The sequence below is a fragment of the Pseudomonas sp. UMAB-08 genome, assembly GCF_900095225.1.
Classification (GTDB): Bacteria; Pseudomonadota; Gammaproteobacteria; order Pseudomonadales; family Pseudomonadaceae; genus Aquipseudomonas.
Map to the genome: position 1 here is coordinate 1 of NZ_LT607429.1, position 15,624 is coordinate 15,624.

At 58.2% G+C, this 15,624-nt stretch carries 12 protein-coding genes; 4 read left to right on the plus strand and 8 right to left on the minus strand.

What is annotated here, in order from left to right; genetic code table 11:
- Positions 1 to 150 precede the first annotated feature (150 nt).
- The 4 genes from K0F75_RS26330 to K0F75_RS20945 are packed head-to-tail and all read left to right on the plus strand — an operon-like array spanning position 151 to position 2,994.
- A complete protein-coding gene (locus K0F75_RS26330) occupies positions 151 to 528 on the plus strand; it encodes a transposase (RefSeq protein WP_219063879.1) in 378 nt (125 codons plus the stop codon).
- The gene (tnpB, locus tag K0F75_RS20935) at positions 525 to 869 is read left to right on the plus strand and encodes an IS66 family insertion sequence element accessory protein TnpB (protein ID WP_219063880.1); all 345 of its coding nucleotides are present in this window, start codon (positions 525 to 527) and stop codon (positions 867 to 869) included. The genes K0F75_RS26330 and tnpB overlap by 4 nt, the downstream gene beginning before the upstream one ends.
- A 37-nt stretch (positions 870 to 906) precedes the next feature.
- Positions 907 to 2,412: an IS66 family transposase gene (locus K0F75_RS20940; RefSeq protein WP_219063881.1), complete on the plus strand. Its 1,506-nt coding sequence runs from the start codon at positions 907 to 909 to the stop codon at positions 2,410 to 2,412.
- A 3-nt stretch (positions 2,413 to 2,415) separates the two neighbouring features.
- Positions 2,416 to 2,994 carry a plasmid pRiA4b ORF-3 family protein gene (locus tag K0F75_RS20945; protein ID WP_219063882.1) on the plus strand — a complete coding sequence of 193 codons (579 nt, stop codon included), beginning with the start codon at positions 2,416 to 2,418 and terminating at the stop codon, positions 2,992 to 2,994.
- 230 nt (positions 2,995 to 3,224) lie between these two features.
- Here the strand turns inward: K0F75_RS20945 and rpsA are convergent, their stop codons facing one another.
- The 8 genes from rpsA to mtnA all read right to left on the minus strand — a co-directional run bounded on the left by rpsA (position 3,225) and on the right by mtnA (position 15,597).
- Positions 3,225 to 4,916, minus strand: a complete 1,692-nt coding sequence (gene rpsA, locus K0F75_RS20950) for a 30S ribosomal protein S1 (RefSeq protein ID WP_219063883.1) — start codon at positions 4,914 to 4,916, stop codon at positions 3,225 to 3,227.
- Positions 4,917 to 5,037: 121 nt separating this feature from the next.
- A complete protein-coding gene (cmk, locus tag K0F75_RS20955) occupies positions 5,038 to 5,727 on the minus strand; it encodes a (d)CMP kinase (protein ID WP_219063884.1) in 690 nt (229 codons plus the stop codon).
- Positions 5,724 to 7,931, minus strand: coding sequence for a bifunctional prephenate dehydrogenase/3-phosphoshikimate 1-carboxyvinyltransferase (locus K0F75_RS20960; RefSeq protein ID WP_219063885.1), 2,208 nt, complete (start codon positions 7,929 to 7,931; stop codon positions 5,724 to 5,726). The genes cmk and K0F75_RS20960 overlap by 4 nt, the downstream gene beginning before the upstream one ends.
- Positions 7,932 to 7,959: 28 nt before the next feature.
- The gene (gene hisC / locus K0F75_RS20965) at positions 7,960 to 9,072 is read right to left on the minus strand and encodes a histidinol-phosphate transaminase (RefSeq protein WP_219063886.1); all 1,113 of its coding nucleotides are present in this window, start codon (positions 9,070 to 9,072) and stop codon (positions 7,960 to 7,962) included.
- 15 nt (positions 9,073 to 9,087) lie between these two features.
- Positions 9,088 to 10,182, minus strand: coding sequence for a prephenate dehydratase (gene pheA / locus K0F75_RS20970; protein WP_219063887.1), 1,095 nt, complete (start codon positions 10,180 to 10,182; stop codon positions 9,088 to 9,090).
- On the minus strand, positions 10,182 to 11,267 hold the full coding sequence (gene serC, locus K0F75_RS20975) for a 3-phosphoserine/phosphohydroxythreonine transaminase (RefSeq protein WP_219063888.1): 1,086 nt from the start codon (positions 11,265 to 11,267) through the stop codon (positions 10,182 to 10,184). The genes pheA and serC overlap by 1 nt, the downstream gene beginning before the upstream one ends.
- 143 nt (positions 11,268 to 11,410) lie before the next feature.
- Positions 11,411 to 14,182 (minus strand): DNA gyrase subunit A, encoded by a 2,772-nt coding sequence (gene gyrA, locus K0F75_RS20980; RefSeq protein ID WP_219063889.1) that lies wholly within the window; start codon positions 14,180 to 14,182, stop codon positions 11,411 to 11,413.
- Between the two features lie 338 nt (positions 14,183 to 14,520).
- The gene (gene mtnA, locus K0F75_RS20985) at positions 14,521 to 15,597 is read right to left on the minus strand and encodes an S-methyl-5-thioribose-1-phosphate isomerase (protein WP_219063890.1); all 1,077 of its coding nucleotides are present in this window, start codon (positions 15,595 to 15,597) and stop codon (positions 14,521 to 14,523) included.
- Positions 15,598 to 15,624 lie beyond the last annotated feature (27 nt).

Sequence of the window (15,624 nt, forward strand, 5' to 3'; positions counted from 1 at the left end):
GCGCGACGGCCGTCGCGCTGACTGATGATGGCTGAGCGTACACGACGGTTCAGTTCGGTCTGTTCTTCTGTAACCGTCCGGCCAGCACCCTCTCCTGATAGCCCTCCAAATTGGCCAAGATAGTGGACATCATTTTGAGTGGACACTATCTTGGATACAGTTGCTCCAGCCCGTCGAGCCGGTCGTCGCCCCAACTTTCCGTTGGACTTTAAACGCCAAGTCGTCGAAGCCACCTTCCAGCCAGGAGCTTCGGTGTCGTTGATCGCTCGCGAACATGACGTCAATGCCAACCTGGTTTTTCGCTGGCGGCATCAATATCAGGAAGGGTTATTCGGCGCCGTCAGCCAGAGCACAACGCTTTTGCCCGTCCAGGTGATAGAGGCGCCAATGGATCTGCCGCAAGTCGTCCAGCCACAGACAGAGTGTCATTCCGAGATCGCAGTTGAGGTAGGAAAAGCCAAGCTGCGTATCACGGGCGCACCCGATCCGCAGACGCTGCAATTCGTCTTTCAGCAGTTATTGCGATGATTGCCCCGCCCGCTGGAACCCGTATCTGGATCGCCGCCGGCGTCACGGACATGCGCCGTGGCTTCGATGGATTGGCGGCCTTGGTGCAAACTCAACTTGAAGCCGACCCGTTCTCCGGTCAGATCTTCGCCTTTCGCGGACGGCGCGGTGACCGGATCAAGCTGTTATGGTGGGATGGCGACGGCTTGTGCCTGTTTTGCAAACGGCTGGAACAAGGACGCTTTGTCTGGCCGCAAGCAACCAGCGGCAGCGCGCCGCTGACGACCGCGCAGTTGTCGATGCTATTGGAGGGCATTGATTGGCGCAGGCCAATTCGTACAGCACCCGTCCTCGCGGTCTGACTTGCCGCGCTGAAAAAATCCCTAGTAATATTCGGTCATGACACTCGTGACCGAATCCCTGCCGAACGATCTTCAAGCCTTGAAGGCCTTGGTCTCTGCCCAGCGGGCAGAGATCGAGCGCTTGAAAATGATGATCGCCAAGCTACGTCGTATGCAGTTCGGTCGCAGCTCCGAGCAACTGGACGCCATGATCGACCAGCTCCAGTTGAGTCTTGAGGAGCTGGAAGTCAGCCAGACTGAACTGACACCGCCAACCGAACCGCCACCTCGCACCGTCTCTCGGCGCAAGCCGTTACCTGAACACCTGCCTCGTGAAACCCACGTCCATCAGCCCGAGTCGCAATGCACTGGCTGCGGCGGAAAGCTTCGCCATTTGGGTGAGGATGTGTCCGAAGTGCTGGAGTACGTTCCGGCACGTTTCAAAGTCATTCGCCATGTCCGTCCGAAGTGGGTGTGCCGCTGCTGCGAGCACATCGCCCAGGTGCCGGCGCCGAGTCGTCCAATAGCCCGAGGCCTTGCAGGCCCGGGGTTGTTGGCCCATGTGCTGGTCTCCAAGTTTGTCGATCATTTGCCGTTGTATCGGCAGTCCGAGATCTACGCCCGTGAGGGCGTGGAGCTGGAGCGCTCCACCCTGGCCGACTGGGTCGGCCAGAGCAGTCAATTACTGCGACCGCTGATCAGCGCCCTTGAACGCCATGTCATGAGCGGCCATAAAGTCCATGCCGACGACACGCCGATTGGTGTACTTGCGCCGAGCAACAGCAAAACCAAAACGGCTCGCCTATGGACATACGTGCGGGACGACCGACCTGCCGGTGACACGACACCGGCGGCGGTCTGGTTTGCCTACTCGCCGGATCGCAAGGGGCAACATCCCCGCGATCATCTCAAGAGCTTCAGCGGAATCTTGCAGGCTGACGGCTATGCCGGTTTTGCTCAACTGTACGCCACGGGCACTATTGAGGAAGCCGCGTGCTGGGCTCACGCCCGCCGCAAGTTTTACGACGTCTACAAAGACCTGGCTTCACCACTTGCCGCCGAGGCGCTACAACGGATTGCAGCTCTATATGCCATCGAAAGCGAGATTCGAGGGCAGCCGCCCAACCTGCGAAAAGCGGTTCGGCAAAGCCGAGCAAGTCCGCTGCTGGAGCACCTGCACGCGTGGCTCAACCAGACGCTGACTCAACTGTCGAAAAAATCGACATTGGGCGGTGCAATCCTCTATGCCCTCAACCGGTGGCAGGCTTTAACGCGCTACTGCGATGACGCCCGAATCGAAATCGACAACAACGCCGCCGAGCGTGCCCTTCGGGCTGTGGCCTTGGGCCGCAAGAATTACCTGTTCGTGGGCTCTGACCACGGCGGCGAGAGGGCTGCTGCGATTTATAGTCTGGTGGGTACTGCCAAGCTAAACGGATTGAACCCGCAGGCGTATCTGACCTACGTGCTTGAGCACATTGCCGAGCACCCGATCAATCGGGTGAGCGAGTTGCTGCCCTGGAATATTTCTTTGAACCACTCTGAACACTGCGAGGCCGCCTGATCCATGGTTAAAACTGTCCGTTTACCCAAACCCGCCTCCGACCTGTTGCTGCTGCACATTGAGCTGAAGTGGATCACTCCGACGATTTGGCGTCGGTTCGCGGTGCCTGAAAACATCACCTTGGGCAAATTGCACCATGTCATCCAGGTCGTGATGGGCTGGAGTGATAGCCATCTGCATGAGTTTGAAATTGCCGGTGAGAATTACGGCATGCCCGACCCTGATGGTTGTGGGCCGACGGTAAACCCGGAAGCCCGTAAAACGCTGATAAAGGCGCTGAACGGAAAGCGGACATTCAATTATCTCTACGATTTTGGTGACGGTTGGCATCACAGTATCAAGGTCGAAAAGACGCTACCGGCGATTGCCTGCCCTCAGGTGCCGTACTGCATCGAGGGCGCCAATGCTTGCCCGCCGGAAGACGTGGGTGGCGGGCTTGGTTATGAGGACTTTCTGGAGGCGATGACCAACCCCGATCATCCAGAGCATGACGCGATGGTTGAATGGCATGGAGATGTTTTTGATCCAGCAGCATTTGAGTGCGAGCGCGTGAACCAGTGGTTTAAACGGATTAAGGTTTGAGTTACAAGGCGGTGTAGCTCGGACGCTTACGTTCTTCTGGACTAAGGATAATCTCTTGGGCGTTCACTTGCGTTCCCCCGAGTACTGAATGACAGGGAAAGTACAGCCAAAGATGCAGAAAATTTATTTCGAAAACATGACACTAGTTGCGCTTATGCGCAACGCGCCATGCCTGGCGCACTACAAAAAAGGGCGACCGAAGTCGCCCTTTTTCTATGGTCAATCAGAACTTAGTTCTGTTTTTCCATTTGTGCGCGAAGCAGGTCACCGATGGTGGTAGGACCTGTGCTTTCCGCAGTTTCTGGCTTGGCGCGCAGGCTTTGGATAGCTTCTTTCTCGTCTTCAACGTCTTTCGACTTGATGGACAATTGGATTACGCGGCTCTTGCGATCAACGCTGATGATCTTGGCTTCAACTTCTTCGCCTTCTTTCAGAACGTTACGCGCGTCTTCAACGCGGTCACGGCTGATTTCGGAGGCTTTCAGAGTAGCTTCGATGTCGTCGCCCAGAGTGATGATGGCGCCTTTGGCGTCAACTTCTTTAACGATACCGCGAACGATAGCGCCTTTGTCATTGACCATCACGTACTCGGAGAACGGATCGCTTTCCAGCTGTTTGATGCCCAGGGAGATGCGTTCACGCTCTGGATCAACAGACAGGATCACGGTGTCGAGCTCATCGCCCTTCTTGAAGCGACGTACGGCTTCTTCGCCCACTTCGTTCCAGGAGATGTCGGACAGGTGAACCAGGCCGTCGATGCCGCCGTCCAGACCAATGAAGATACCGAAATCGGTGATCGACTTGATGGTGCCGGAGATTTTATCGCCCTTGTTGAACTGGCCAGAGAAATCTTCCCATGGGTTAGATTTGCACTGTTTGATGCCGAGGGAGATACGACGACGCTCTTCGTCGATGTCCAGAACCATAACTTCCACTTCGTCGCCAACTTGTACGACTTTCGAAGGGTGGATGTTTTTGTTGGTCCAGTCCATTTCGGAAACGTGTACCAGGCCTTCAACGCCTTCTTCCAGCTCAGCGAAGCAGCCGTAGTCGGTCAGGTTGGTAACACGGGCTGTTACGCGAGTGCCTTCTGGGTAGCGAGCTTTGATAGCGACCCATGGATCTTCGCCCAACTGCTTCAGACCCAGGGAAACACGATTGCGTTCGCGATCGTACTTCAGGACTTTTACATCGATCTCATCGCCAACGTTGACGATTTCCGATGGATGCTTGATGCGTTTCCAAGCCATGTCGGTAATGTGCAGCAGGCCATCGACGCCACCCAGATCGACGAATGCGCCGTAATCGGTGAGGTTTTTGACGATACCTTTGACTTGCTGACCTTCTTGCAAGGATTCCAGCAGAGCTTCGCGCTCAGCGCTGTTTTCGGCTTCAAGGACGCTACGGCGGGAAACGACAACGTTGTTGCGTTTCTGGTCGAGTTTGATGACCTTGAATTCGAGCTCTTTGCCTTCCAGGTGAGTCGTGTCACGCACTGGGCGGACATCAACCAGAGAACCAGGCAGGAACGCACGGATGCCGTTAACGTCGACAGTGAAGCCGCCTTTAACCTTACCGTTGATAACGCCCTTGACCACTTCTTCAGCTGCGAAAGCCGCTTCCAGAACAATCCAGCACTCAGCACGCTTGGCTTTTTCGCGGGACAGCTTGGTTTCGCCAAAGCCATCTTCGACCGCGTCCAGTGCAACGTGCACTTCGTCGCCGATCTTGATGGTCAGCTCGCCAGCGTCGTTGTGGAACTGTTCCAGCGGGATGAGGCCTTCAGATTTCAGACCGGCGTGAACCGTAACCCATCCAGCCTGGTAATCGATATCAACGATGATCGCGGTGATGATCGAACCGGCCTGAAGGTTGAGGGTCTTTAGGCTTTCTTCAAAAAGTTCTGCAAAGCTTTCGCTCATTTTAATTCCTGTTGATCAAGGGCGAAGAATACGCCCATCTGCCACGTTCCAGACAACGTGGGTTTCGTTCAAATAAAAGAAGGCCTGTGGGACTATGCCTGGTCTCCCACACGCTTCCTTGTCATCCGGCGAGATCGCGAAGTGCGATTTCACTCAAAATGCGTTCCAGCACCTGCTCGATGGATAATTCAGTGGAATCCAGCTGTATGGCGTCATGCGCCGGCTTGAGCGGGGCTACCGCTCGCTGGGTGTCACGCTCGTCGCGTGCACATATCTCATCTAGCAGACTCGACAGACTAACATCATCGCCCTTGGCCTTCAACTGCAAGTAACGGCGACGTGCACGTTCCTCGGCGCTGGCGGTCAGGAAAATCTTCAGCGGCGCATCCGGGAACACTACGGTGCCCATGTCGCGGCCATCGGCCACCAACCCCGGCGGCTCCTGAAACGCGCGCTGGCGCTGGAGCAAGGCATCGCGCACCGCTGGCAGTGAAGCCACTTGCGAGGCGCCATTGCCGATCTGTTCGTTACGGATGGCGTGGGTGACATCTTCGCCTTCCAGAGTAATCCGCTGCCCGTGATCATCGGTGCCGACGTTGAACTGCACATCCAGATGAGCGGCCAGCAGCTTCAGGGCTTCTTCATTCGTCAGGTCGACGCCATGGTTGCGCGCGGAGAACGCCAACAAACGATAGAGCGCTCCGGAATCGAGCAGGCACCAGCCCAGATGCTTGGCCAACCGGCCAGCAACGGTGCCTTTGCCCGAACCGCTAGGCCCATCGATAGTGATGACTGGCGCTCGAACCCTCATGACTGAGCCTCTTCTGCTACACGCATGCCGACTTGAGCGCAGAGCGCTAGGAAGTTGGGGAATGAGGTCGCGACGTTGGCGCAATCATGGATGCGGATCGGTGCCGATGCACGCAGAGAAGCAACGCTGAAAGCCATGGCAATCCGGTGGTCGCCGTGACCGTGGACTTCGCCGCCGCCGATCAGGCCGCCATCGATAATGATGCCGTCCGGGGTCGGCTCGACTTTGACGCCCAGCGCCAGCAAGCCGTCGGCCATGACCTGGATACGGTCGGACTCCTTGACCCGCAGCTCTTCGGCGCCGCGCAAGATGGTGCGCCCTTCCGCACAGGCCGCCGCCACGAACAGTACCGGAAATTCGTCGATGGCCAGCGGGACCAGCGCTTCAGGGATTTCGATGCCCTTGAGCTTGGCCGCGCGTACACGCAGATCTGCCACGGGTTCGCCGCCGACTTCGCGCTGGTTTTCCAGGGTGATGTCGGCGCCCATCAGACGCAGAATATCGATGACGCCAGTACGCGTCGGGTTGATGCCGACGTGTTCCAGCAACAAGTCAGAGCCTTCAGCAATAGACGCGGCGACCAGGAAGAAGGCAGCCGAGGAGATATCAGCCGGCACTTCAATGTGGGTCGCGGTGAGCTTGTGACCCGACTCTACGGAAGCGGTGCTGTTCTCAACACTGACCGGGTAGCCAAAGCCGCGCAACATGCGTTCGGTATGGTCACGCGTCGGTGCAGGCTCGGTGATGCGGGTCTTGCCATCGGCATACAGGCCAGCCAGTAGCAGGCAGGATTTAACCTGCGCGCTGGCCATTGGCAAGGTGTAGGTCAGGCCGGTCAGGCGATGGCCGCCGCGAATAATCATCGGCGGACGACCTTCAGCAGCGGTCTCGATCACGGCGCCCATTTCACGCAATGGATTGGCGACGCGGTTCATCGGCCGCTTGGACAGCGAGGCATCGCCGGTCAAGGTGCTGTCGAAACTCTGCGCGGCCAACAAACCGGAAAGCAGGCGCATCGAAGTGCCTGAGTTGCCCAGATAGATTGGGCCCGGCGCAGCTTTCAAGCCATGCAAGCCAACACCGTGGATGGTCACGCGGCCATTTTGCGGGCCTTCGATCACAACACCCATGTCACGGAACGCCTGCAAGGTTGCCAGCGCGTCTTCACCTTCGAGGAAGCCCTCGACTTCGGTCGTGCCTTCGGCCAGCGAGCCGAGCATGATCGAGCGGTGGGAAATCGATTTATCGCCTGGAACGCGGATACGTCCGCAAACGCGTCCACCAGGATTAGCCAGGAAAATCAGGTCGTTGGTGTTCATAGCGTCCACATAAGCCCGGCGGGCAAGGATTTTACTGAAATGCTCGCGAGCAACACGGGCGCGAGTGAATACGCCCAGTAATTGAAGCCCATCCCCTGCATCTACCGCGTCGCGCAAGGCGTCGAGGTCTGTGCGAAATGTATCTAATGTGCGTAACACCGCCTCGCGGTTGGCGAGAAAAATGTCGTGCCACATCACCGGGTCACTGCCCGCGATCCTTGTGAAATCGCGGAAACCGCCCGCTGCGTATCTAAAGATGTCCAGATTCTCGTTGCGTTTGGCCAGTGAGTCCACCAGGGCAAACGCCAGCAGATGCGGCAAATGACTGGTCGCCGCCAACACTTCATCGTGGCGCTCGACCTGCATGTGCTCGACATCGGCGCCCAGCTCAGACCATAAACGGTCAATCAGGGCCAACGCTGCCGGATCTGTTTCGGCCAGCGGTGTCAAAATCACTTTATGCCGACGGAACAGCTGGGCGTTGGAGGCCTCCACCCCGCTCTGTTCGGACCCGGCAATAGGATGCCCGGGCACGAAACGCGAGGGCAAACCGCCAAACGCCAGACGCGCGGCGCGCACCACATTGCCCTTGGCACTGCCAACATCGGTCAGCACGGCATTGCCAAGATCCAGGGTCGCCAACAGCGTCAGTAGCTTTTCCATCGCCAGAATAGGCACGGCGAGCTGGATAACGTCAGCGCCGCGACAGGCGGCAGCGATGTCTTCCTCGCACCGGTCGACCACGCCCCGCTCTACCGCCAACTGGCGCGAGCGCGGATTCAGATCGACACCCACCACTTCCCGACACAGGCCACTTTCACGCAAGCCTTTGGCGAACGAACCACCGATCAAACCGAGGCCGATCACCACCAGGCGCCCGATCATAGGTTGAGTTGATTGCACGGGTATGACATCAACCACGTGCCAGAACCTTGGCCAAAGCCTCAAGGAAGCGCGTGTTTTCGCCCGGCAGGCCGATGCTGACCCGCAGGTGGTTTGGCATGCCATACCCCCCAACCGGACGCACGATTACGCCTTCACGGAGCAGGCCTTGATAGACAGACGCGCCCTCGCGACCGAGATCAATGGCAAGGAAGTTGGCCTTGGAAGGAATCCAGCTCAGGCCCAGCAGACGAAGTCCCTGCTCAAGCTGCTGCATCCCGGCTTCGTTGGCGCGGCGGCTTTGGGCCACGTACTCGACGTCATCCAGCGCAGCACACGCCGCCGCCAGCGCAAGGCTGTTGACGTTGAACGGCTGACGCACTCGGTTCAGCACATCAGCTACAACCGGCGAGGACACGCCATAACCGACGCGCAGCGATGCCAGGCCGTAGGCTTTGGAGAAGGTGCGCGACACCAGCAGGTTCGGGTAATCCGCCAGGTAGTTCAGGCCATTCGGCAGTTCCGCGCCTTCGCCGTATTCGATATAGGCCTCGTCCAGCACCACCAACACGTTTTCCGGCACGGCGGCGAGGAAGTCAGCCAAGGCACTTGGACCGAACCAGGTACCGGTCGGGTTGTTCGGGTTGGCGATAAATACGACACGGGTGTTGCTGTCGATAGCCGCCAGCATCGCCGGCAGGTCGTGACCCCAGTCCTTGGCAGGCGCAACGCGAGCGTCAGCACCCACGGCCTGGGTAACAATCGGGTAGATGGCGAACGCATGCTCACTGAACACCGCGTTCAGGCCCGGTGCCAGATAGGCGCGAGCGACCAACTCCAGAATATCGTTGGAGCCATTGCCCAAGGTGACTTGATTGGCTTGCACACCGCAGCGCTCTGCGAGACGCGCCTTGAGATTGAAACCATTGCCGTCCGGGTAGCGGGTCAGCTCTGCAAGCTCGTCGCGAATCGCGGCCAAGGCTTTAGGGCTGGCACCCAGCGGGTTTTCGTTACTGGCCAGCTTGATGATCCGGGCCGGATCGATGCCCAGTTCGCGCGCCAGTTCGTCCACGGGTTTGCCCGGGACGTAAGGCGAAAGTTTTTGCACGCCCGGCTGGGCCAAGGCGAGGAAGTCGACGCTCATGTAGTGCTAACCCCTTTAGAGAACCGCTTTCGGGTAGGAACCCAGCACCTTGAGTGCCACTGCTTCCTGACTGATCTGTTCCAACACGGCCTTGATCAATGGATCACGGTGATGGCCGACGAAGTCGATAAAGAACACGTAGGTCCATTTACCGCTGCGCGAAGGTCGGGTTTCGATACGGGTCAGGTCGATTCCGTTCTCATGGAAGGGCACCAGCAATTCATGCAGCGCGCCTGGTTTGTTGCTCATCGACACGATGATCGAGGTCTTGTCGTCGCCCGTCGGCGGGACTTCTTGACTGCCGATGATCAGGAAACGCGTGGCGTTATCCGGGCGGTCTTCGATTTTTTCTGCGATACGGGTCAGGCCGTACAGCCCTGCCGCCATATCGCCAGCGATGGCCGCCGAGCTCCACTCACCCTTGACCCGCTTGGCCGCTTCGGCGTTGCTGGCAACAGCGATGCGCTCGACATTCGGGTAGTGCGCGTCCAGCCACTTGCGGCACTGGGCCAACGACTGCGCGTGGGAGTAGATGCGGCTGATGCTGTCGGTCTTGGTATTTTCACCGACCAATAGATGGTGATGGATACGCAATTCGACTTCGCCACAGATGACCATGTCGTGTTCAAGAAAGCTGTCGAGGGTGTGGTTGACCGCGCCTTCGGTGGAGTTTTCCACCGGGACAACGCCAAAATTCACCGCGCCGGCTGCGACTTCACGGAACACTTCGTCGATGGCGGCCATCGGCAAGCTGATGACTGCGTGACCAAAGTGCTTCATGGCTGCGGCTTGGGTGAAAGTACCTTCAGGGCCGAGATAAGCCACTTTCAGCGGCTGCTCCAGCGCCAGGCACGAGGACATGATTTCGCGGAACAAACGCGCCATCTCCTCGTTGCCTAATGGCCCCTTGTTGCGCTCCATGACACGCTTGAGCACTTGGGCTTCGCGCTCTGGACGGTAGAACACCGGCACTTCGCCTTCAGTGAGCGTGGCCATTTTCACCCGCGCAACTTCTTGCGCACAGCGCGCACGCTCACTGATCAATTCCAGGACTTTCTCGTCCAGGCTGTCAATGCGGATGCGCAGCGCCTTGAGTTCTTGCTCAGACATTAGCCGTGTTCCTTCTCGAACTCTGCCATGTACGCCACCAGGGCGTTGACCCCATGGATGTCGACGGCGTTGTAGATGGAGGCACGCATGCCGCCAACCGAACGATGGCCCTTGAGATTGAGCAGGCCACGTGCTTCGGCGCCGACCAGGAACGGCTTGTCCAGGCGATCATCGGCCAGACGGAACGGCACGTTCATCCACGAGCGATCGGTTTTGTTGATCGGGTTGCTGTACAGGCCGCTGGCGTCGATGAAGTCGTACAGCGTGCGCTGCTTGATGTCATTGAGCTTGCCGATGGCTTCCACGCCGCCCTGCTCTTTTAGCCATTCGAACACCAGTCCGGACAGGTACCAGGACAGGGTCGGCGGGGTGTTGTACATCGACGCGTTGTCGGCGGCGACTTTGTAGTTGAGCATGGTCGGACAGATTGTACGGGCGCGACCGAGCAGGTCTTCGCGAATGATCACGACGACAATACCGCTCGGGCCGATATTTTTCTGGGCGCCTGCGTAGATCATGCCGAACCTGGAAACATCCACGGGGCGCGACAGGATGTCCGAGGACATGTCAGCCACCAGCGGGATATCGCCGATTTCAGGAATCCAGCTGAATTCCAGGCCGCCAATGGTTTCATTGGGTGCGTAGTGAACGTAGGCAGCGTCTTTGGACAGCTTCCACTCGTTCTGGCCAGGAATGGCGAAATAGTCGTAAGGCTTGGCGCTGGCAGCGATGTTGACGTTGCCGAAGCGCGAGGCTTCTTCAATGGCTTTCTGCGACCAGATACCGGTGTCGATGTAATCGGCACTGGCGTTTTCCGGCAACAGGTTGAGCGGAATCTGGGCAAATTGCTGGCTTGCGCCGCCTTGCAGAAACAGCACTTTATAGTTTGAGGGGATGGTCATCAGGTCGCGCAGATCTTGCTCGGCCTTGTTGGCAATGGAGACGAACTCATCACTGCGATGACTCATTTCCATGACGGACAGGCCTTTGCCATGCCAGTCCAGGAGTTCTGCCTGGGCACGCAGCAGAACAGCTTCAGGGAGCGCAGCAGGACCTGCACAGAAGTTAAAAGCTCGCTTGCTCATATCCACTCTCGTCAATGCTTGGGTCTGTACGCGTTGCACGTGTATCAAATCTGTAGGAGCTGACTTGTCTGCGATAGGGGCATACCTGATAGATACACCGCGTCAAACCATTCGCAGACAAGTCTGCTCCTACAGGTATCGCATTACTCTTCTTCCGGGGCGTCGGCTTGCTGGGATTCGTCGATGTCGCTGACATCCAGCACTTCGCCTTCAAGCTCTTCGCCTTCCAGCACCTCACCTTCGAACTCTTCGCCTTCGACTTCCGATGGCTCCTGAACACGCTCCAGGCCGACCAGTTTTTCGTCGCTGGCGAGTTTGATCAAGGTCACGCCCTGGGTATTACGACCCAGACTGGACACTTCATCAACACGGGTACGAACCAAGGTGCCCTGGTCGGAAATCAGCATGATTTCTTCGCCGTCGAGCACTTGTACCGCGCCGACCAAACGGCCGTTACGGTCGTTGCTGACCATGGCGATAACGCCCTGACCACCACGTTTGTACTCAGGGAACTCAGTGATCGCCGTACGCTTGCCGAAACCACGCTCGGACGCGGTGAGAATCTGACTGCCTTCTTCCGGGATCAGCATGGAAATCAGCTTCTGACCTTCTGGCAGACGCATGCCGCGCACACCGCGAGCGGTACGGCCCATGGCGCGAACGTCAGACTCTTTAAAGCGTGTCACTTTGCCGCCGTCGGAGAACAGCATGACTTCGCGTTCGCCGTCAGTGATGGCGGCGGAAATCAGGATGTCACCTTCGTCCAGCTCCAGCGCGATCAGGCCAACACTGCGTTGACGGCTGAATTGCACCAGCGGAGTTTTCTTCACGGTGCCGTTGGCAGTCGACATGAAGATGAACGGAGCTTTCTTCCGGTCTTCTGCCTTGATGCGTGCCTTTCTGTCTTCTTCGCTCTCGTCGCCTGCTACGTCGTCCAGTTCCGGAGTGATGACATCGTCACCGCCTTCTTCTTCGGACTTCTTGCGCATGGCTTCCATGTCTACCGGCAACATGGTGGTGATGTATTCACCCTCACTCAGCGGCAACAGGTTGACCAATGGGCGACCACGGGCAGCACGCGAGGCTTCCGGAATTTCGTAGGTCTTGAGCCAGTACACCTTGCCTTTGCTGGAGAACATCAACAGCGTGGTGTGACTGTTGGCGACCAGCAGGTGAGCAATGTAGTCCTCATCCTTGACGCCGGTAGCCGATTTGCCTTTACCGCCACGGCGTTGAGCCTGGTAGACGGCCAACGGCTGAGTCTTGGCATAACCACCGTGAGAGATAGTGACGACACGCTCTTCTTCGGTGATCAGGTCGCCGAGGGTCAGGTCCAGACGCGCATCGAGAATCTCGGTGCGACGTACATCGCCGTATTCAGCGCGGATCAGTTCCAGCTCTTCGCGGATGACTTCCATCAGACGTTCGGCGCTGTTGAGAATACGCAGCAGTTCGCCGATCTGGGTGAGGATTTCCTGGTATTCGGTCAGCAGTTTTTCGTGTTCGAGACCGGTCAGACGATGCAGACGCAGTTCCAGAATCGCCTGAGCCTGTTCTGGCGACAGGAAATACTTGCCGTCACGCAGGCCATATTGCGGGTCAAGGTTGTCCGGACGGCAAGAATCTGCGCCAGCACGTTCAACCATTTCCACAACAGCACTGGATTCCCACGGTGTTTCGATCAGCGCTGCCTTGGCTTCAGCCGGTGTCGGCGAGGCTTTGATCAATGCGATAACCGGGTCGATGTTCGACAGGGCGACCGCTTGACCTTCGAGCAGGTGACCACGCTCACGGGCTTTACGCAGTTCGAAAACGGTACGACGGGTGACAACTTCGCGACGGTGACGAACGAAGGCTTCCAGCAGATCCTTAAGGTTGAGGATCCGCGGACGGCCATCGATCAACGCAACGATGTTGATACCGAAAACGCTTTGCAGCTGGGTCTGGGCGTAGAGGTTGTTGAGGATCACCTCAGGCACTTCGCCACGACGCAGCTCGATCACTACGCGCATACCGTCTTTGTCGGACTCGTCGCGCAGCTCAGTGATGCCTTCGAGCTTTTTCTCTTTGACCAGCTCGGCGATCTTCTCGATCAGACGTGCTTTGTTCAACTGGTACGGGAGTTCGGTGATGACGATCTGCTGACGACCACCGACCTTGTCGATGTCTTCGACCATCGAGCGGGCACGCATGTAAATGCGCCCACGACCGGTGCGATAGGCTTCGACGATACCGGCACGGCCGTTGATGATCGCGGCCGTCGGGAAGTCAGGGCCCGGGATGTATTGCATCAGCTCATCGATGGTCAACTCTGGGTTGTCGATGAGTGCCAGGCAACCGTCGATGACTTCACCGAGGTTGTGCGGCGGGATGTTGGTCGCCATGCCCACGGCAATACCGCTCGAGCCGTTGACCAGCAAGTTCGGAATACGGGTCGGCATGACCGCAGGGATCATTTCGGTGCCGTCGTAGTTCGGCACCCAGTCCACGGTTTCTTTATGCAGGTCGGCCAGCAGCTCGTGGGCCAGCTTGGTCATCCGGACTTCGGTGTATCGCATGGCTGCGGCGTTGTCGCCGTCCACCGAACCGAAGTTGCCCTGACCGTCTACCAGCAGGTAGCGCAGGGAGAATGGCTGAGCCATCCGTACGATAGTGTCGTAAACAGCCGTATCACCATGCGGGTGATACTTACCGATAACGTCGCCGACCACACGGGCAGATTTCTTGTACGGCTTGTTCCAGTCGTTACCCAGTTCGCTCATCGCGAAGAGCACACGCCGATGCACGGGCTTCAAGCCATCACGCGCATCCGGCAGTGCCCGTCCGACGATTACGCTCATCGCGTAATCAAGGTAGGACTGTTTCAGCTCGTCTTCGATATTGACCGGGAGGATTTCTTTGGCCAGTTCGCCCATGAGAAGCCTGATTCCTTTTTCTGGTGAAACCTCGTCACATCCATGCGGGACGAACGAAGCTCGCCGCTGCAGGCATTTGCCATGCAACGACTTACGACAAATCAACGAGTTATGCCATGGATCTGCGCAGTAAAGGCAGGCGCATCGCGCTACCCTGGAAACCGCCGAATGTTATCACAAACGCGATCAGGGACCTATCCCCCGGATAGCTTGCCAAAACACTAATCGACCAACGATCGGCCTTTATAGCGCCTCTGAGGGCCCTGCATGCGTTTTGACGATCCCGCGCTGTGTCGGTTTCGATTCCGGCCAAAGGCCTGCAGGGGGCCCACATAACATCAATGCAACCGCTTGCGACACATTAGTTGCGCCATCTTGGCTGCGTCCGGGCGCTCGACAATGCCTTTCTCGGTCACGATGGCGTCGATCAAGTCTGCCGGCGTCACGTCGAACACCGGATTGAACGCGTCGACATCAGCCCCTACGCGCTGACCGCCGAGCTCCAGCAACTCTCGACCATCGCGCTCTTCGATGGGGATGTCTTCACCACTGGCCAATGCCATGTCGATGGTCGAACTCGGCGCCACCACCATAAAGCGGACGCCGTGGTGCATGGCGGCAACGGCCAGTTGATAGGTGCCGATTTTGTTCGCCACGTCGCCGTTGGCCGTGATGCGGTCGGCGCCGACGATGACCCAGGTGATGCCTTTGGTGCGCATCAGGTACGCAGCAGCCGAATCAGCAGTGACGGTGACAGGGACCCCCTCATTCGCCAGCTCCCAGGCCGTCAAACGCGAGCCTTGCAGCCATGGCCGGGTTTCATCGGCGTAAACGCGCTCGATCATGCCTTCCAGGTACGCCGCACGGATCACGCCCAGCGCGGTGCCGAAGCCGCCAGTCGCCAGCGCACCCGTGTTGCAGTGGGTCAGCACGGTTTGCAGATTACCCTGATGCTTGCGGATCAGGTCGGCACCGAGCTGGGCCATGGTCAGGTTGGCTTCGCGATCACTCAAGTGAATGCCCACTGCTTCCGCTTCGAGCGCGGCCAGGGGTGATTCACTGCCTTTCAAGCGTTGCAGGCGGTCGCGCATACGATTCAGCGCCCAGAACAGGTTGACGGCGGTGGGCCGCGACTCGGCAAGCAGGGTGAAGTCTTCTTCCAGTGCAGCCTGCCAGTCGCCGCCCGCGGCAAAACGCTCGCGCGCTGCCAGCACAACGCCGTAGGCCGCACTGATACCGATGGCGGGTGCACCCCGCACGACCATCGAGCGAATGGCCTCAGCCACGCCCGCCGCGCTGGTGTATGTGTGCCAGGTTTCCTCGAACGGCAGCACACGCTGATCGAGCAGATGCAGAGCGCCTTCTCGCCAATCGATGGCCTTCACCTTCTCCGCAGCCAATAGTCGATCGCGCATTCCACACCCCATGTACTTAAAAATAGA